Source organism: Streptomyces sp. NPDC020780, assembly GCF_044334475.1.
GTDB lineage: Bacteria > Actinomycetota > Actinomycetes > Streptomycetales > Streptomycetaceae > Streptomyces.
Map to the genome: position 1 here is coordinate 14,358 of NZ_JBIRTB010000016.1, position 17,851 is coordinate 32,208.

The 17,851-nt window shown below is 71.9% G+C and carries 14 protein-coding genes and 1 pseudogene; 3 read left to right on the forward strand and 12 right to left on the reverse strand.

The genetic code is table 11. The features are described from left to right. Nucleotides 1-83: 83 nt before the first annotated feature. The 6 genes from ACH4VO_RS26705 to ACH4VO_RS26730 all read right to left on the reverse strand — a co-directional run bounded on the left by ACH4VO_RS26705 (nt 84) and on the right by ACH4VO_RS26730 (nt 7,429). Nucleotides 84-1,136: a BMP family ABC transporter substrate-binding protein gene (locus tag ACH4VO_RS26705; RefSeq protein WP_360996555.1), complete on the reverse strand. Its 1,053-nt coding sequence runs from the start codon at nt 1,134-1,136 to the stop codon at nt 84-86. 138 nt (nt 1,137-1,274) lie between these two features. After that, nucleotides 1,275-2,489: an amidohydrolase gene (locus tag ACH4VO_RS26710; RefSeq protein ID WP_398441558.1), complete on the reverse strand. Its 1,215-nt coding sequence runs from the start codon at nt 2,487-2,489 to the stop codon at nt 1,275-1,277. A 274-nt stretch (nt 2,490-2,763) separates the two neighbouring features. Next, nucleotides 2,764-3,804 carry a hypothetical protein gene (locus ACH4VO_RS26715; protein ID WP_360996558.1) on the reverse strand — a complete coding sequence of 347 codons (1,041 nt, stop codon included), beginning with the start codon at nt 3,802-3,804 and terminating at the stop codon, nt 2,764-2,766. Nucleotides 3,805-3,815: 11 nt separating this feature from the next. Continuing rightward, on the reverse strand, nt 3,816-4,748 hold the full coding sequence (locus tag ACH4VO_RS26720) for an N-acetylneuraminate synthase family protein (RefSeq protein ID WP_360996560.1): 933 nt from the start codon (nt 4,746-4,748) through the stop codon (nt 3,816-3,818). 12 nt (nt 4,749-4,760) lie between these two features. Further along, nucleotides 4,761-6,002 carry an acylneuraminate cytidylyltransferase gene (locus ACH4VO_RS26725; protein WP_360996563.1) on the reverse strand — a complete coding sequence of 414 codons (1,242 nt, stop codon included), beginning with the start codon at nt 6,000-6,002 and terminating at the stop codon, nt 4,761-4,763. 41 nt (nt 6,003-6,043) lie between these two features. Beyond that, nucleotides 6,044-7,429 carry a DUF6716 putative glycosyltransferase gene (locus ACH4VO_RS26730; RefSeq protein ID WP_360996566.1) on the reverse strand — a complete coding sequence of 462 codons (1,386 nt, stop codon included), beginning with the start codon at nt 7,427-7,429 and terminating at the stop codon, nt 6,044-6,046. Between the two features lie 208 nt (nt 7,430-7,637). On the opposite strand from ACH4VO_RS26730, the gene ACH4VO_RS26735 reads away from it, so the two are divergent. Continuing rightward, a complete protein-coding gene (locus ACH4VO_RS26735) occupies nt 7,638-8,621 on the forward strand; it encodes a glycosyltransferase family 2 protein (RefSeq protein ID WP_360996569.1) in 984 nt (327 codons plus the stop codon). Next, a complete protein-coding gene (locus ACH4VO_RS26740) occupies nt 8,618-9,967 on the forward strand; it encodes a polysialyltransferase family glycosyltransferase (RefSeq protein WP_360996572.1) in 1,350 nt (449 codons plus the stop codon). Before ACH4VO_RS26735 ends, ACH4VO_RS26740 begins: the two co-directional genes overlap by 4 nt. A gap of 6 nt (nt 9,968-9,973) precedes the next feature. Here the strand turns inward: ACH4VO_RS26740 and ACH4VO_RS26745 are convergent, their stop codons facing one another. The 3 genes from ACH4VO_RS26745 to ACH4VO_RS26755 all read right to left on the reverse strand — a co-directional run bounded on the left by ACH4VO_RS26745 (nt 9,974) and on the right by ACH4VO_RS26755 (nt 14,018). After that, nucleotides 9,974-11,122: an acyltransferase gene (locus ACH4VO_RS26745; protein WP_360996575.1), complete on the reverse strand. Its 1,149-nt coding sequence runs from the start codon at nt 11,120-11,122 to the stop codon at nt 9,974-9,976. 580 nt (nt 11,123-11,702) lie between these two features. After that, nucleotides 11,703-13,049: a polysialyltransferase family glycosyltransferase gene (locus tag ACH4VO_RS26750; RefSeq protein ID WP_360996578.1), complete on the reverse strand. Its 1,347-nt coding sequence runs from the start codon at nt 13,047-13,049 to the stop codon at nt 11,703-11,705. A 3-nt stretch (nt 13,050-13,052) separates the two neighbouring features. Continuing rightward, nucleotides 13,053-14,018 carry a glycosyltransferase family 2 protein gene (locus tag ACH4VO_RS26755; RefSeq protein WP_360996581.1) on the reverse strand — a complete coding sequence of 322 codons (966 nt, stop codon included), beginning with the start codon at nt 14,016-14,018 and terminating at the stop codon, nt 13,053-13,055. A 180-nt stretch (nt 14,019-14,198) separates the two neighbouring features. On the opposite strand from ACH4VO_RS26755, the pseudogene ACH4VO_RS26760 reads away from it, so the two are divergent. Beyond that, nucleotides 14,199-14,657 (forward strand): annotated as a pseudogene (locus ACH4VO_RS26760) (MarR family winged helix-turn-helix transcriptional regulator). A 93-nt stretch (nt 14,658-14,750) separates the two neighbouring features. Here ACH4VO_RS26760 and leuE read toward each other — a convergent pair. The 3 genes from leuE to ACH4VO_RS26775 form a co-directional block, all read right to left on the reverse strand. After that, complete coding sequence (leuE, locus tag ACH4VO_RS26765) at nt 14,751-15,416, reverse strand: leucine efflux protein LeuE (RefSeq protein ID WP_360996584.1); 666 nt, start codon at nt 15,414-15,416, stop codon at nt 14,751-14,753. 58 nt (nt 15,417-15,474) lie between these two features. After that, nucleotides 15,475-16,083 carry a Uma2 family endonuclease gene (locus tag ACH4VO_RS26770; protein WP_360996587.1) on the reverse strand — a complete coding sequence of 203 codons (609 nt, stop codon included), beginning with the start codon at nt 16,081-16,083 and terminating at the stop codon, nt 15,475-15,477. Between the two features lie 90 nt (nt 16,084-16,173). Next, the gene (locus ACH4VO_RS26775; RefSeq protein WP_360996589.1) at nt 16,174-17,754 is read right to left on the reverse strand and encodes a methylmalonyl-CoA mutase family protein; all 1,581 of its coding nucleotides are present in this window, start codon (nt 17,752-17,754) and stop codon (nt 16,174-16,176) included. Between the last annotated feature and the right edge of the window lie 97 nt (nt 17,755-17,851).

Genomic DNA, 17,851 nt, shown 5'->3' on the forward strand with positions numbered 1-17,851 from the left:
TGGCGGCGGGGTACCCGGTGGGCCCGGAGCAGCGTCGGTGCGCGCTCCGGGCCCACGGGTGACCGAGGTGACGACCTGAGTCGTTACGGGGCGGTCTTGACCGTGATCGTGCCGTCGACGATTTCCTTCTTCGCCTTGTCCACGGCGGCGATGACGTCCGTCATCTTGGTGAAGGCCGGGTTCGACATGGCCAGGCCGACGCCGTCCTTGGCGAGGCCGTAACGGACCTCACCGGACTGCGGCTTGCCGTCCTGGACGGACTTGATCAGGTTGAGGACGGAGTCCTCGACGTCCTTGGTGACCGAGGTCAGGATGGACTCCTTGTAGGAGGCGAGCCCTTCCTGCTGGTACTGGTCGGAGTCGACGCCGACGTTCCACTTGCCGGCCTTGGAGACGGCCTCGATGGCTCCGGAGCCGGCCAGGCCGGCCGCCGAGTAGACCACGTCGGCACCCTTGTCGAGCTGGCCCTGGGCAGCGGCCTTGCCGAGGTCCGGCTTGGAGAAGCCGTCGAAGTTCGGCGGCTGGGTCAGGTACTGCGGGAGCACCTTCACCGAGGGGTCGGTGTCCTTGACGCCCTGCTGGAAGCCGGCCTGGAACTTCTTGATCAGCGGGGTCTCGACACCGCCGATGAAGCCGACCGTCTTGGTCTTGGTGACCTTGGCGGCGGCGACACCCGCGAGGTAGGAGCCCTGCTCCTCGTTGAAGACGATGTTGGCGATGTTGTCGCCGGTCACCGAGGCGTCGTCGATGATGCCGAAGGTGGTCTTCGGGAACTTCGGGGCGACCTTCTTTATCGCGGGGGCGTAGGCGAAGCCGACACCGATCACCGGGTTGTTGCCGGCGCGGGCCAGCGAGGTGAGGCGCTGGACCTTGTCCGCGTCCGACTCGCCCTCGGAGGGCTCGGCCTCGGTGCCCTTGACGCCGAGGTCCTTCTGGGCCCGCGCCAGGCCGGCGTAGGCGGCGTCGTTGAACGACTGGTCGCCACGGCCGCCGATGTCGTAGGCGAGGGCCGTCTTGGCGGCCTTCGAGTCGGAACTGCTGCTAGACGAGGAGGACGACTCGCCACACGCCGATACGCTCAGCGCGAGTGCCGCGGACATGACGCCCACGGTGGCAATCCTGGTGATCCGGCGCAAGGGAAGGCTCCTTCAAACCTGACCGAAGCGCCTCTTCCGGCGCTGGTTTCGCCGCGATCGTAACGCGCGTAGATGTCAGATAAGGACCTGTACGGAAGCCGTTATCGGATCGTCGCGAACAGGAGGTGTCCTGGCCGGTTACGAACGGTTGCCGTCGAGCAACGCAGAGGCGGTGAAGAGCTCCACCCCCACGGTGATCGCCTCCTCGTCGACGTCGAAATTGCCGCGGTGCAGGTCCAGACCGCGGGTGTCCCCGGGGGTACGCACGCCGAGCCGGGCCATGGCGCCCGGCACGTGCTCCAGGTACCAGGAGAAATCCTCTCCGCCGAGGCTCTGCTCGGTGTCCTCGATCGCGTACGATCCGCGGCGCAGGGTCATCGCGGCGTCGAGCAGGCCGATGGACTCCGCGTCGTTCACGACGGGCGGCACGCCCCGGACGTAGTCGATCACCGTCTTGGCCCGGTGCATTCCGGCCACCTCGTCGACCGCCGCGTGGACCATGTCGGGCGCCTGCCGCCAGGTCTCCAGATCCAGGCAGCGCACCGTTCCGGACAGCTCGGCGTGCTGCGGGACGACGTTGGGCGCGTGCCCGGTTACCAGCCGGCCCCAGGTGACGGCGAGCCCGGACCGGGCGTCCACGCGCCGGGCGAGCAGGGCGGGCACGTCCAGGGCCACCCGGGCCGCCGCGGTGACCAGGTCGGTGGTCAGGTGCGGGCGGGCGGTGTGCCCGCCGGGGCCGTCGAGGGAGATCTCCAGACGGTCGCAGGCGGAGGTGATCGCGCCGATCCGCAGCCCGACCTTCCCCACGTCGACCTTCGGGTCGCAGTGCACCCCGATGATCCGCCCGACGCCCTTGAGCACCCCGGCGTCGATCGCGTCGGCCGCTCCGCCGGGCAGCACCTCCTCGGCCGGCTGGAAGAGCAGCCGCACGGCGTGCGGCAGCCGCCCCTGCCGTTCGAGCTCGCTGAGCACCAGCCCGGCGCCCAGCACGCAGGCGGTGTGCACGTCGTGTCCGCAGGCGTGCGCGCGGTCCGGCACGGTGGACCGGTAGGAGACCCCCGCCTTGGTGTCCGGGATCGGCAGCGCGTCGATGTCCGCGCGCAGCGCCAGCATGGGCGTGACGCCGTCCCACTCCCCCACGTCGCAGATCAGGCCGGTGCCTCCGGGCAGCACCTCCGGCGCCAGGCCCGCCTTCTCCAGCCGCGCCTTGATGGCGGCGGTGGTGCGGAACTCCTGGTTGCCGAGCTCTGGGTGCATGTGCAGGTCACGCCGGAAGGCGATCAGCTCGGCACGGAGCTCGTCGGAGAGGATGCCGGGCATGGCGGCCTCGGCGTGGGGGGCGCGGGGCTTCACGTGGTTCACCCAGTGAAGGGTAGGCCCCTTCACCCCCCAACTGACCACAGATCAACAAAACTTCAGCCGCTCAGCGGAACGAAAAGGGGCGTCGCGGCGTGTAACGGCCGCAGGCGGTGGGTAGACTCCGCCGTCTTCTCCGCCTTGCCCGCCGCCTGGGCCGTTGTGAGGCTGCGGACCCCTACGCGGGCGTTTCGCCCGATCCTGGCGTCCCCCGCCTCACCCCGACCGGAACGCACCGGCGGCGGGCACGCGGCGGGGGCACTCGACGGGGTCAGCCCTCCGCCACCGCCGTCGCCCGCCACGGGGCCAGCCGCTGTACGTCCCTGGCCGTTTCCGTGACCCCGCTCAGGAAGCCGTGCGCGCGCGGGGAGACCGTGTCGCGCAGCCACTCGGGCGCTATGTCGCACACCGCGACCTTCACCCCCGTACCCGCCAGGGCGAGCGGCAGGGTGTGGACCACCGTGGACGGGAAGCTCAGGACCGTGTGGCCGATGGGGCCGCGCCGGGCGATGAGCTCCAGGGGCAGGTCCGGACGGACGATCTCCAGGCCGGTGGCGGCTTCCAGGGCGTGGAGCTTCTCGGCGGATTCGCGGCGGTGGGCGAAGTACCGGGTGGCGCCGTGGGCACGGGCCAGGGCGGTGACCGCGTCCTCGTACGGGGCCGGGTCGACGACCCCCGTCTCCACCAGCGACGTACCGACCATGTCGGCCCCCTTGGTGACGGAGGGCGGGCCGAACCGCTCCCGGGTCCAGGCGAAGGTGTTGGGGGTGACCTCGACGCCCTCCGGGGCCTCCACCGGCATCGCGGTGAACACCTCGACCGTGCGGGTCGCCGAGGGCGTGAAGCTGCGGCGGGCCGCCGAGGTGACCGGGGCCAGCAGTAGTTCACGCGGGCCCCGGCTCCCCCGGCGGTGCCAGCGCACCAGGCGTTCGCCGCCGGCCAGCTGGGCAACGAACTCCATGGTGGCCGTGCCGTCGTCGACCACCGTGATCCGGCGGGTGCGGACCAGGCTGAGCAGCAGTTGCACGTACCGCGAGAAGGGGTCCCCGATCACGATGTGATCGGCCTTGCGGATCAGTGCGGTCAAGGCGCGCAGGGCCTTCAGGGGCGCGCCGGACTCCCCGCGCGCCTCCTGCCAGCGCACGGTGACGCCCTCGTCGCGGGCCAGCTCCGCCATCCTGCGCAGCTGGCCGCGCGACATCGGGTCGACCGGGGGGAGGACGACGACCGTGGTGCCGGGTCCTCCCCTGGCGTGGGTCCACTCCAGGACGTTCAGGAGCTGGACCGGGCTCTCGACGAAGGCGAGGTTCACCGGTCGGCCCGTCAGACCGCGACCGGCTCGGGCGCGGCGCTGTCGCTCTCGGCGACGACACCCGCGACCCGGCGGAGCTTCTTCATCGGGCCGAGCTCCGACTCGTACACCTTCTTCACGCCGTCGCCGAGCGACGCCTCGATGGTGCGGATGTCGCGGACCAGGCGGGTGAGGCCCTGGGGCTCGACGGAGGCGGCCTGGTCGGAGCCCCACATGGCGCGGTCCAGGGTGATGTGGCGCTCGACGAACGTGGCGCCGAGGGCGACGGCGGCCAGCGTGGTCTGCAGGCCGGTCTCGTGGCCGCTGTAGCCGATCGGGACGTTCGGGTACTCCTGCTGGAGGGTGTTGATGACCCGCAGGTTGAGCTCCTCGGCCTTCGCCGGGTACGTGGACGTGGCGTGGCAGAGCAGGATGTTGTCGCTGCCGAGGACCTCGACCGCGTGCCGGATCTGGCGCGGGGTGGACATGCCGGTGGAGAGGATGACGGTGCGGCCCGTGGCGCGCAGGGCGCGCAGCAGCTCGTCGTCGGTGAGGGAGGCGGAGGCCACCTTGTGCGCGGGGACGTCGAACTTCTCGAGGAAGGCGACGGCCTCGGTGTCCCACGGGGAGGCGAACCAGTCGATGCCGCGCTCGGCGCAGTGCTCGGAGATGGCCTGGTACTCGGCCTCGCCGAACTCCACGCGGTGGCGGTAGTCGATGTACGTCATCCGGCCCCAGGGTGTGTCGCGCTCGATGTCCCACTGGTCGCGCGGGGTGCAGATCTCCGGGGTGCGCTTCTGGAACTTCACGGCGTCGCAGCCGGCTTCGGCGGCCACGTCGATCAACGCGAGGGCGTTGTCGAGGTCACCGTTGTGGTTGATGCCGATCTCGCCCGTCACGTAGACGGGGTGGCCGGGGCCCGCGGTGCGGGAGCCGAAGGTACGGACACGGGAGGTGCTGCTCATGGTGGTGCTTCCTTACGGGACGGGGGTGGGGGCAGGGGTTTCGGTGGTGAGGGTGGGGCCCAGGAGCCAGGCCGCGATCTCACGGATGGCGCCGAAGCCGCCGGGGGTGGTCGTGACGGCGCGCGCCGCGGCGCGCACCGAGTCGTGGGCACTCGCCACGGCGACGGGCCAGCCCGCCAAGCCGAAGCAGGCCAGGTCGTTGACGTCGTTGCCGACGTAGAGCACGCGGTCCGGGTCGATCGACTGCTCCTCGCACCACTGCTTGAGCGCCAGGTCCTTGCGGTCGATGCCGTGCAGGACGGGGACCTGGAGCTTGCGGGCGCGGGCGGCAACGACCGGGTTCTGCTCGGTGGACAGGATGAGCAGCGGAAGGCCGGCCCGGCGCAGGGCGGCGATACCGAGGCCGTCGCCGCGGTGCACGGCGACGGTCTCGCGGCCGTCGGAGTCGATGAGCACGCGGTCGTCGGTCTGGGTGCCGTCGAAGTCGAGGACGACGGCGTCGATGTCCGCGCGGACCGGCAGCGGTGACGGGTCGAGGAGGGGTGCGAGGGCGCGGGCGCGGGCGAGGTCGTGCGGGTCGTCGATCTCCAGCACCCGGGCCGGATCGGTCTCCACGAGCGCGGTGTGGCCGAAGAAGCGGTGGCGGTGGGTGCGGAAGCCGGTGACGTCCATGGCGTACGCGGCACCGGTCTCCAGGTAGTCCTGGGGACGGTCCTGCCGGCGGGGGCGGAAGGCCTTGTCGTGGTTGACGCCGTACGTCCCGTCCTCGACCGCGCTGCCGTCGCGCCACACGAAGCCGTGGAAGGGGGCGACGGTGACGGCCGTGTCGGCGCCGTCCCGGGCGACGGCGGCGGCGACGCCGTCGATGTCCTCGCGGGTGAGGAAGGGGCTGGTGCACTGGACGAGCAGCACCACGTCGGCCGGCCGGCCGCCCGGCAGGGCCTCGTACGCGTCCAGGGCGTGCAGGACGGCCGCCTCACTGGTCGCGGTGTCTCCCGCGATGGCCGTGGGGCGCTGCACGCAGTGCAGCCGGGCCGCGTCGCCGAGCGTCTCCGCCGCGGCCCTGGCCGCCTCCGCGATGGCCCCGTCGTCGGTCGTGACGACGACGTCGGTGACCTCGGGGGACGCGAGGCAGGCACGGACCGCGCGGGCGACCAGGGGGACGCCGCCGACCTGGGCGAGGTTCTTGGCGGGGACGCCCTTGGATCCGCCGCGGGCGGGGATCACCGCGAGCACGGTGGGGGTCGGTGGCATGGCTGCTCCTGAGGGGGTGGGCGCGGCGGCGGTACGGGCGGTCACAGCTCGCCCATCCGGCGGATCACCGGGGCGACGCGCTGGACACCGTGGCGGTAGGCACCGCGGGCCGCGTTGCGGACGGTCTCGCGCACCGCTCCCCTGACCCGGCCGGTCTCCCTGGGTGCGGCGGCGCCCGGCAGCGGGTGGCCGTCGGGGCCCAGGTGGTGGCGGGCGAGGATGCCGGGGAGGTATCCGGGGGCGGTGGCGGGGGTGTAGTAGGGGGCGAGGGCGGGGAGGGGGCCGCCGGCCAGCAGGTCGCCGACCCGGGCGCGGGCGGCGTCGTATGCGGCGGGGTACGAGCCGTCCGCGGCGACGCCCTGGCCGGCCAGCCACTCCTCGTCGGGCTCAGGGCGGAACCCGCCGTCGAGGTGGTCCCAGGACGTGATGAGCCCGGAACCGATGAAGTGGTGGTTGCCGAGGGCCTCGCGGACGCCGAGGTCGGAGAGGACCGCGGTCGGGATCCGCCGGTGCAGGGATTCCAGCGCGGCGGTCGAGGAGACGGTGACCAGCAGGTCGGTGCGGTCCAGGACCTCGCCCATGTGGCCGTACACCAGGCGGAAGTTGGGTGGCAGACCGCCTGGGATCCGCTCCGCGAGGCGCTGGTACGGGAGCTCCTCGATGTGAGTGGTGTGCTCGCCCGGCTTGGAGCGCAGCTTCAGCAGAACCTCGCGGCCGGGGTGCAGCCGGGCGTGCTCGACGAGCCGGCGCAGCAGGTACGTGCGCTCGGCGCGGGACGCCGGTACGGAGGGCTGGGCGGCGAACACGACGGTGTCGCGGCCCTCCTGTGCCCGGTGCGGCTCTCCGCCGAGGAACGGCAGGGCGGCCTCCGTGACGGCGGACGCGTCGGCGCCGACTCCCTCGTACACCGCGCGGAAGCGCTCCGCGTCGTGGCGGGAGTTGGCGAGGACGACGTCGGCTCCGTGCCGCAGCAGCAGCCCGTCGGCGAGCTTCTCGTAGACGACCCCGACGTACCCCGTGACGACGACGGGCCTGCGCGGCAGGCCGAGGGCGGCCAGGCCGTGCAGCATCGCCTGGACGGCGCCGCCGACGAGGGCCAGGACGACGACGTCGTACGCCTCGTCCCGCACGGTGTGCAGGAACTCGACGGCGGTCACCTCCCGCACCCGGCCGGCGTCCACGCCGACCTCTCCCACCTCGGCGAGCTGCCGGGGGGTGGGGGTGGCCCGGCCGCGCAGCAGCAGCCCGCTGATCTCGACGGGCCGCTCGGGCGGTCCCGCGTCGGCGGCCCCGGCGAGGCGGCGTGCGGTGAGCGCACCCCATTTCCACCGGGTGTCGGAGTCGGCGAGCACGGCTATACGCAACGCCGTGCTGTCGGCTGCTGAGGCGACGGCCGGAGCGGCCGCGTTACTGGTACGAGGGGGCACGCCGTAAAACGTAGGAAGGCTTTCCGAGCCGCGGCCCAACGTGGTGGCAACAGATGGTTAACAGCCCGCCGACGGTTGGCGAATCGACTCCTCGATCGGGTGAACCACCCCCGGATTCGGCCCGATTCACCTTTCCGGCATACCCCGTTCACTTTCCGTACGTGCGGGGGACAAGGCGCATGCCGGGGCCGCGTCTAGCGTGACGCGGGTGGTTAAGCTCTCCGTCATCGTGCCGATCTACAACGTGCAGACATACGCCCCCGACACCCTCAGAAGCCTGCGTTCCAACGCCCGCGAGGATTTCGAGTTCCTTCTCGTCGACGACTGTTCGACCGACGGGACACCGGAGCTCCTGCGCCGCGCCGAGGACGAGATCGCGGGAGTGCGCGTCCTCCGGCACGAACGCAACGCCGGACTGGCCACGGCCCGCAACACCGGTCTGGACGCGGCCCGCGGGGAGTACATCGCCTTCCTGGACGGGGACGACTGGCTGGCACCCGGCCACTACACCCGGCTGCTCGCCCGAACACAGGCACTGGCCTGCGAGTTCGTCCGCACGGACCACGTCCAGGTCACCGGCAGGTCCCGCACGGTGCACCGCGTCCCGCACGGCAGGCGCGGGGAGGTGAGCTCCCCCCGGGAGGCGATCCTGCCGGCCGACCGCACCACCTCGGTGGACTACGCGTTCGCCTGGGCCGGGCTCTACCACCGCACCCTGCTGGAGCGTGGACTGCTCCATTTCCCCGACGGGCTGCGCACCGCCGAGGACCGGCCGTGGATCTGGCGACTGCACCGGGAGGCGGAATCCTTCGCGGTCCTGGGAACCCTGGGCCATTTCTACCGGCGCGGAGTCGCCACGTCACTCACCCGGATCGGCGACGAGCGCCGACTGGATTTCGTCCGCGCCTACCACCAGCTTCTCGGTGAGACGGCGGCGGACCGGGACGCGGATGCCCTGCTGCCGAAAGCAGTACGTACGTACTGCGCGGTCATCGCCCACCATGTCGGGGCGATCGGAGAATTCGAGCCGTCCCTGGCACGGACGCTGAAGTCCCTCTGCGCGACGGCCCTTCAGGAAATGCCCCAGCACCTGCTGGACGACACCCTCGATTCCATGGACGTACGACGGGCGACCCTGCTACGCAGACTGCGCCGCCGGCCGGCCGCCGCGAAGGAGGCGGCTTCCGCGTGACCATCCAGATCTTCCTCGCCACCTCCCTGTACGGCACGGCGACGCTCGCCGCCGCCGTGGACGCGGGCCGCTTCGAAACTGCCGGCCGCCGCGTCCTGCTGCTCAGCGACAACGCGGCCGTCCCGGAGGCCGCACCGCCCGTCGACGCGCTGCCCGGATTCGAGGCGCTGCGCACGCGCTTCGACGAGGTCCGCTCCTGGAACGACGCCATCTCTCCGCACCATCCGGCCGCCTGGACGCCGCGCGCCGACGACGTCCCCCTGTGGGAACGCCACCTGCGGCGCGCCTGGCACCTCGGGGACGACGAGGTCGAGCTGGTACTCCCCTCGCCGCACACCGCCCCCGCCCTGCCCCTCGCCCAGATCCTCACCGGTGGCCCGGTCACCGTCTACGCCGACGGGATCGGCGCCTACGGCCCCACCGGCGGCAAACTCCCTCCACTGATCGGCACCCGCGTGACGCGGCTGCTCGTCCCGGATCTGGTGCCCGGCCTGCGTCCGCTGCTGCTGCACGAGTTCGGGGTGGAGCCCGGGCCGCTCCCGGCCGACGCGCTGCGCACGGTGCTCGGCGAACTGGCGGCCGGAACGCGGTCGTCGGTCCTGCCCGCCAACCCGGCGCTCCTCCTGGGCGAGGGCCTCTCCGCCGCCGGGCTGGTCTCCCCGGCCGAGGAGGAGGAGGTTCATCTGCGCATGGTGCGCGACACCGTGGCCCTGGGCCACAGGCGTCTGCTGTTCGTCCCGCCCGCACAGGAACCGGTCGCCTGGTCCACGGCCCTGGTCGCCGAGGCCTCCCGCCTCGGTGCCGAACTCACCGTGCTGGACGCCGGATCGCCCGGCGGGCCCGGCCTCCCGGAGGCCCTCTACGAGCGGATACGCCCGGCCCTGGTCGTCGGCTGCTGCGCGACCGCGCTGTTCACCGCGGCCACCCTGTACGGGCTGCCCGTCGCCAGGACGGGCACCGGCACCCTGCTGGAGCGCCTGACCCCGTATGAGAACCCGGCGCGGACCGCGGTCACGATCGCCGACGCCCTCCTGCCCGGCCTGGCGGACCCGGCCGCCGTCGCCGGCCAGTCGCCGCCCACTGCGGCGGACGTGTCCCGGGCGCTGGGAGGCCTGCTGCCGGCGGTCGGATTCGCCATGCAACCGAGGGTCCTGCCCGGCCTTCGCCCGGCCGCCGAGGACTACCTGTCGGAGCATCTGGACGCCGCTACCTGGCGTTACTTCAAACGCCGCCGTCTGGCGTCGCTCGCGCTGCCCGGCGTGGTCCCCTCCCGCCTCGCCTTCGTCCGCCGCAGCACCACACTCCGGCGCCTCGCGCGGCGGGCCCGCGCCGCGGCCCGCCGCTGAGGGCTCTCAGCCCAGCAGTCGGGTCAGCCCGAGGCGGGTCCACAGCAGGGCCGCGGCGAAGGAGAGCGCGGTCGTGGCGGCCGTCACGCCCACCACGAGGGCGGCGGCCACCGGCCAGGCCAGATCCGCCGTGACCAGTGCGTCGGTGAGGACGCCCAGGACCAGCACGTGGACCATGTACGCGCCGAACGAGGCTCCCGCCAGCCGGTTCAGCGCCGGGACCAGGCGGTCCGGAACACGCAGCCGGTGCAGGGCGAGCAGCAATCCCGCGCTGAACACGGCGACCAGCACGCTCGCGTACGGGATCGTGTAGTGCACCCCGTGCTGGTACGCGACGATCGCGGCCAGCGCGGCCCCCGCCGGCAGGAGCCACAGCAGGCGGAGCCTGCCGGGCCTGCCGGCGGGCAGTGCGAGCAGCAGGGCGCCGAGCACGGCGTAGACGAGCTGGTAGGGGCCGAAACCCCAGCCGAAGCGCGGCAGATCGAGGTCCGTGAGCGTGGACAGGTCGCCGAGGAAGGACGGAGCCGCCCCGAGGACGAGCAGGCCGGCGCTGAGACCCCAGGGACGTCTGCCGGACTTCACCAGGGCGGCGAAGGCCAGCAGCATGATGACGGGGATGTAGGCGTACAGGTACCAGAGGTGGTAGGCGGGGCGGACCGAGGCGAACAGCGAGTCGAGTGCCAGGTCGCCGACGGGGTCTTCGTTGGTCCCGCGCAGCCGGCCCCACGCCAGGTAGAGGACGGTCCACACGGCGAGGGGGACGAGAATCCGTACGATCCGCCGCCACAGCTGCCGGCCGTCCCTGACCGGGGCGCCGACGAGCACCACCCATCCGGCGATCGCGAAGAACAGCGGGACGGCGAAACGGCCTGCGGAGTCCGCGACCAGGCCGGCCCAGTAGGTGCCGGGGCCGTTCGAGGCCTCGCGGCCCACCGTGTTCACGAAGGCGGAGCCGGTGTGGCAGAGGATCACACCGATCGAGCAGAGCAGCCGGATCAGGTCGATGTCGTACCGGTGTTCGCGGCGCTCACGCGGGGCCGGGGCCGCCTCCGCGGCGGCCGGCTGTGTGACAGGGGTGGGGGCCGCTGATCCGTCCGGAGACGCGGAGGGCGGCGGGGAGGCTGCGGAGGAGGGCGGGGAGGCTGAGGATGGCATGGTCCTCGCAGACTATGAACGGGCGGCGACGGGGTGAACTCCGCCTGGATGAACAGTCGCTTCGTCCGCGTGAACAGTCAGGTCGCCCAGGTGTCGCTCGGGTGGGGTTCCGGTACGCGCCCGACGCTCCGGGGAGGCGGGAGAAGGAAGAGGGGAGACGGCAGGCCGAGGACGCCCCTCAGGTCGGCGAGGTGGGCGCGGGTGTCCCCAGAGGCGTTCCCGCCGTCTATGGACGTCGGCCACGGCCGCCGGGTGGTCGTCGAGCACCGCCGACGCCCGTTCGGCGAGGCGGGCGCCGAGCTCCCGATCGTGGACGGAGACACCCCGGTCGGGCCGCTCGATGGAGGAGAGAGAGTAGGCCGGTTCGGGGTGCGAGACCGGGCTGACGATCGCTGGACCAGGGTCCGCAGGGAGGCCGCGAAGCGCTCCGGCGGTAGCTCTGGCCGTCGAACACGTTGGCGGCGGGCTGCCCGCACCGCCTTCCACCGCACCGCCCTGAGCAGCCCCGCGAGGGGCCGGCCCGTGCTCGTTCCCCCGTGCTGTGATGAGTGGCCGCCCCGGGGCGGCGGCCGGGGCCGCGTCAGAGGCCGAGGCTGCTGCGGGTACGCCGGACGGTGCGGCGCAGCCGCACCGCGGCTCCCCGCGGCCCGCCGCCGGGCAGAGTGAGCTTCTGCAGCCTGCGGCGCTTGAAGTAGTACTGCGTCCCGGCGTCGAGGTGGGCCCGGAGCCAGGCCTCGGCCTCCGGACGGAGCGCCGGGTGGAGACCGGACTGCATGCAGTAGCCGATCGTGCGGACCAGCGGCCCGAGGGTGTCCGGCGCGGTGGCGGGCAGTGCCTCGACGGGCTCGCCGCCCTGCTCGTCCAGGTCGGGGACGAGGTGGTCGACGATGGTCAGCGGGATGCGGTTGCTGTTCTCGTACGGGGTGATGCGGCCCAGGACGAGGCGGGTGCCCACCCGGGCGACGGGGATGCCGTAGTACACCGCGGCCGTGAACATCGCGGTGGAGAAGCAGCCGACGACGAGGCTGGGGGCGCACCGCTCGTACAGGGTCTCGGCGAGCAGCGGGCTGTCCAGCGTGGTCAGCCGTACCCCCTCCGCGGCGGCGGCGTCGTCCAGGGCCCGGGAATAGCGGGCCGGTGCTGTGGGGTGGGGCTTGAAGAGGATCGAGGTGTGGCCCGCGCGCGCCGCTCCCCGCAGCATGCGCAGGTGCAGGTCCTCCTCCTCCTCGGGCGTGAGGATGCCGAGGGCGGCGAGGTACTGGCCCAGGAGTACGGCGGTGGGCGCTTCCGCCTCCACGGCCGCGAGCCGGCGGTCGCCGTCGGCGGCGCGCGCGATCTCGCCGAGCACCTTGCGGAAGGCGTCGTCGGGCACGAGTTCGGGCTCGACACCGGATTCGGCGAGCAGCAGCGGTTTCAGCCCGTTCACCAGGTCCAGGTGGAGCACCCGCTGGATGCGGCAGGCGATGGACCTGGGGACCTTGTTGCGAGTCGGCCCGTAGCTCATCAGGCCGTCGGCGTAGACGTGCACGGCGCTCTCGGAGAAGATCGCGGCCAGTGCGCGGGCCGGATTGACCTGGATCGATTCGACGGCGAGATCGACGGGCTCTCCGGGGGCTATCCCCCAGGCGAGGCGGAACGCCCGCTGCCACAGCTCGGTCTCCTCCGAACGGGGGCCCCAGCCACTCGGGTGGTGCGGGCTGATCGCCTCGTTCCAGTCGACGACGGAGTCGAAGCGGGCGGCGATGTCTCCGTAGCCGCGCATCTCCTCGAGCCGGAGGGCGGTTTCGGGGATCTCGGCGTTGTTGGAGACGAGCAGGACGCGGTGGCTGTCCTGGCCCGGGCCGAACTGGCCGGCGTCCAGGGCCGCCGCGAGTGTGGCCGCCCCGTACAGGGTGGAGACCTGGAAGATCTGGGTACGCGTGGACATGGGTCAGGCGGCCTTCTGCTTGTCACGCAGGCGATTGAGCAGAATGCTGCGCCTGGTGTCCATCATCGTGAGGGTCTGGTCGAGCACGGGCTGCGGCATGCGGTGCAGCGCGGCCGTCGATTCCTGGCGCAGGCGCCGGAGCGTGCCCGGTTCGTACGCGTCGGCCTTCTCATTGTGGAAGGCGATCATCGCGCAGTAGGTGCGGACGGCCTTCGGCAGGAGGATCTCCGCGTCGCGGTCCTCGCGGAGCTGGTCGAGCAGCGTGTCGTACGCCGGGAAGAAGTCCAGTTGCCGGGCGTCCTTGATCTGGGTCAGGGACGTGGTGACGCCCCGCCGGTAGAAGATGCCGTACAGGTTCAGGGCCGCGTACGTACGGGCGTTCAGGTGCAGCTGCCAGATCCACAGCCGGTCCTCGGCGGTCCGCAGCCGGGTCGCGAAACGCTGGCCGCCGTCCTCGAAGAGCCGGCGGTGGTAGATGCCCGCCCAGACGAAGGGGTAGTCCACCATCGTCTCCCACTCCGGCGACGCGATGCCCTCGCGCGGGTCCATGACGGTGTCGCGGAGCCGGGCGGGGGCCCGCCGTACGACACGGCTGGTGCCGGTGGCCTGGACGTGGTCGGTGCGGGCGAAGTCGCAGTCGAGCTCCCGCGCGGCGTGCAGCAGCCGGGTCAGGTGGCCCGGGGCGTACCAGTCGTCGCCGTCCAGGAAGGTGACGAAGTCACCGCGGGCGGCGTCGATGCCGCTGTTGCGGGCCGCCGCGATACCCACGTTCGTCTCGTGCCGGATGACCTGGGCCTGCGGGAGCCGGTCGGCCCAGCGGTCGACGAGTGCCGGTGTGTCGTCCGTGGAGCAGTCGTCGACCAGCAGGAACTCGATGTCCGGATCCGCGTTCCGGGCGAGACTGCCCAGCGTCGCGTCCGCGAAGGGAGCGACATTGTGGAGCGGTACGACAACGGACAGTTTCGGCACGCGGGCCCTCGCCTTCGGATCATGGTCCGCACACGCTAGTGAGCCAGATGGAGGAGCGGGTGTCGCCCGGCCCGACGAACGGTGAACTCTGGGCAGCCGTGAGGTGACCGGGGCCGGGGCCGCACCCTCCGGCCGCACACGCTCGACCTCACGTCCTCCCGAGGTTCTACGTTCCAGCACATGGACTACTCACACGACGACGCGGGACGTGCCCGGCAGCCCATCGGCTACTGGAGTGGGGCCGCCCACCGGGCGGCCGTGACCCACATCCGTGCGGCCCTGGCCGAACACGGCCTGCCCCAGCCACCCTGGTGGGTCCTCAACCAGCTCGTCGACGCCGATGGGACGGGCGCCCGCGCGCCGACGTGGTCGCGGTGCTCCGCGGCTATCCGAACGTCGGGGACGCGCTGGAGCCCGAGATCGACGCTCTCGTCACGAACGGTCTGGCCGACCAGGACCCGGCCGGCCGTCTGCGGCTGACACCCGAGGGCCACGCCCTGCGCGAGAAGGCGTACGACCGGGTGAGCAGGGCGCGGGCGGAGATCCACGACGGCATTCACGGACGGGGAGTTCGTCGCCGCCCTCAAGGCCCTCCAGCGTGTGATCCACAACGTCGGCGGCGCGGCCTGGCACCACTGAGCGGGTCCGGCCCGGCCCCGTGCGGCCGCCTCGCCGTCCCGTCCCTGCGCCTCAGAGCCTGTCGGGTGACCTCCCGGGCCACCCGGCAGGCTCTCAGACGCTGCTGAACGAGAGCTTCGCCGCGAAGCCTAGGAACAGCACCCCGGCCGCCGACGTGACTCCGGCCGACAGCCGCTTGCGGCGGCGGAACGCGGCGGACAGGCGGGTGCCGCCGAATATGAGGGTGGAGAGGTAGAGGAAGCTGCCGATCTGCAGCAGCGTGCCCAGCAGCAGGAACGACAGGGCGGGATAGGCGTAGCCCGGGTCGACGAACTGCACGAAGAAGGAGATCAGGAACAGGATGGCCTTCGGGTTGAACAGGCTCACCACCAGCGCCCGCCGGTAGGGGCGTTCCTGGGACGACGGCACCGGGGCGGCGGCACCTTCGTCCGTCAGCTCGGCCACCCGCCGGTGCCGCTCCCGCCACATCGACACGGCGGCGCGCAGCATCCCGATCGCCATCCAGGTCAGATACCCGGCGCCCGCGTACTTGACGACGGCGAAGAGCAGCGGCGTCGTCTGCAGCAGCGAGGCGGCGCCCAGCGCGGACAGCGTCATCAGGACCGCGTCCCCGGTCCACACCCCGGCGGCCGCCACATAGCCGGTGCGCACCCCGCGCCGGGCCGCGACGGACAGCACGTACAGCGAGTTGGGCCCCGGGAGCAGAATGATCATCACGAGGCCGGCGAGATAGGTCGGAAGGTCGGTGACACCCAGCATGAACGGAGTGTCGCACGCGAGTGCGACACTCCGTTGGGGTGGTCCGGAATGCGGCGGATCAGTCCTCGTCGCCGTCCAGCAGCCGGTCCACGGGGAGTTCCATCTCCAGGCCGACGACCTCCGGCACGGAGAAGGACGTCCCCCGCTTGTGGGACGTCCGGGTCCGGTACTCACCGCCCCGCGGGTCGGTGCAGACAAGCACCTGGTCGTGCTTGCGGTCCGCCACCACGTAGACCGGGATGCCCGCCTGGGCGTAGTCCTCCACCTTGGGGCCGAGATCGTCCGCCCAGTTGGTGGAGGTGACTTCCAGAACCATGCGGAAGACGTGGGGGGCGTAACAGTTCTTCATGACATGGGCGTCGCGAAAGTCGGCTTCGACGACCGACAGGTCGGGAATCGCGTAGTCGTCCGGACCGGTGGGCAGCCAGAGTCCGACCGCCTGCACCAGTCTCAGCCCGACCGCGCGCGCCCCGGCACCGAATTCCTCGCCGAGCCAGGACAGTGCCAGCGCATGCGCTCCGTCGGCCGGTGGTGTCACAGTGAGCCTCCCCTGGAGAATCTCCACGCGATGACCGGGCAGCGAGCGTGCGGCCTGTTCGGCCGCCTCGCCGATCGTCAGCTCGGACTGCATCGTCGTCACCTGCTCCTCGTGCTGTATCACAGCCACGGCATCCTCCTTTCGGAGCCCACTGTTCACGAGCCTATCCACGGACGCGGCCGATCGGCGAGAGATCACCCGTGCGCGTGGTCCGGCCGCTCAGAACGCGTCCGTCGGGACGTACGCGCCCCAGACTTCCCGCAGCGCGTTGCAGACCTCGCCCACCGTCGCCCGTGCCCGGAGCGCGTCCTTCATCGGGTACAGCACGTTGTCCGTGCCCTCGGCCGCCTTCTTCAGCCTCGCCAGCGCCGCGTCCACCGCTCCCTGGTCGCGCTCCGCACGCAGCTTCGCCAGACGCGCGGCCTGCTGGGCCTCGATCGCCGGGTCGACGCGCAGCGGCTCGTACGGCTCCTCCTCGTCGAGGCGGAAGCGGTTCACGCCGACGACGACGCGCTCGCCGCTGTCCGTCTCCTGGGCGATGCGGTAGGCGCTGCGCTCGATCTCGCCCTTCTGGAAGCCGCGTTCGATCGCGTCGACCGCGCCGCCCATGTCCTCGACCTTGAGCATGAGTTCCAGGGCGGCGGCCTCGACGTCGTCCGTCATCTTCTCCACGACGTACGACCCGGCGAAGGGGTCCACCGTCGCCGTCACGTCCGTCTCGTACGCCAGGACCTGCTGGGTGCGCAGCGCCAGGCGGGCGGACTTGTCGGTGGGCAGCGCGATGGCCTCGTCGAAGGAGTTGGTGTGCAGCGACTGCGTCCCGCCGAGCACCGCGCCCAGGCCCTGCACGGCGACGCGTACGAGGTTGACCTCGGGCTGCTGGGCGGTGAGCTGCACGCCCGCGGTCTGGGTGTGGAAGCGCAGCATCAGGGACTTGGGGTTCTTGGCGCCGAACTCCTCCTTCATGACCTTCGCCCAGATCCTGCGCGCCGCACGGAACTTGGCGACCTCTTCCAGGATCGTCGTACGGGCGACGAAGAAGAAGGAGAGCCGTGGGGCGAAGTCGTCCACGTCCATGCCCGCGGCGACGGCGGTCCGGACGTACTCGATGCCGTCGGCCAGGGTGAAGGCGATCTCCTGCGCGGGCGAGGCACCCGCCTCGGCCATGTGGTAGCCGGAGATCGAGATGGTGTTCCACTTCGGGATCTCGGCACGGCAGTACTTGAAGATGTCGGCGATCAGCCGCAGCGAGGGCTTCGGCGGGAAAATGTACGTGCCCCGGGCGATGTACTCCTTGAGGACGTCGTTCTGGATGGTGCCCGTCAGCCGGTCCGCCGACACGCCCTGTTCCTCGGCGACCAGTTGGTAGAGCAGCAGCAGGAGCGAGGCGGGGGCGTTGATGGTCATGGACGTGGAGACCTTGTCCAGCGGGATGCCGCCGAACAGGACGCGCATGTCGTCGATCGAGTCGATCGCCACGCCGACCTTGCCGACCTCGCCGGAGGCGATGGGGGCGTCCGAGTCGTGCCCCATCTGGGTCGGCAGGTCGAAGGCGACCGACAGGCCGGTCGTGCCGTTGGCGATCAGCTGCTGGTAACGGGCGTTGGACTCGGCGGCGGTGCCGAACCCGGCGTACTGGCGCATCGTCCACGGCCGACCCGTGTACATCGTGGGGTAGACACCGCGCGTGAAGGGGTACGCACCCGGCTCGCCCAGCTTCTCCTCGGGCCGCCAGCCTTGAAGGGCATCCGGCCCGTACACCGGCTCGATGGGCAGTCCCGACTCGGACTCACGCGTCATGTCCTGTGCCTCCCGCTCACGCTACGTATCGGTAACACGTCCTCGCGACGGACTCTAGCGGCGGCGGCCGGGCCGGGGTGAGCCGCTCGCTGGGACC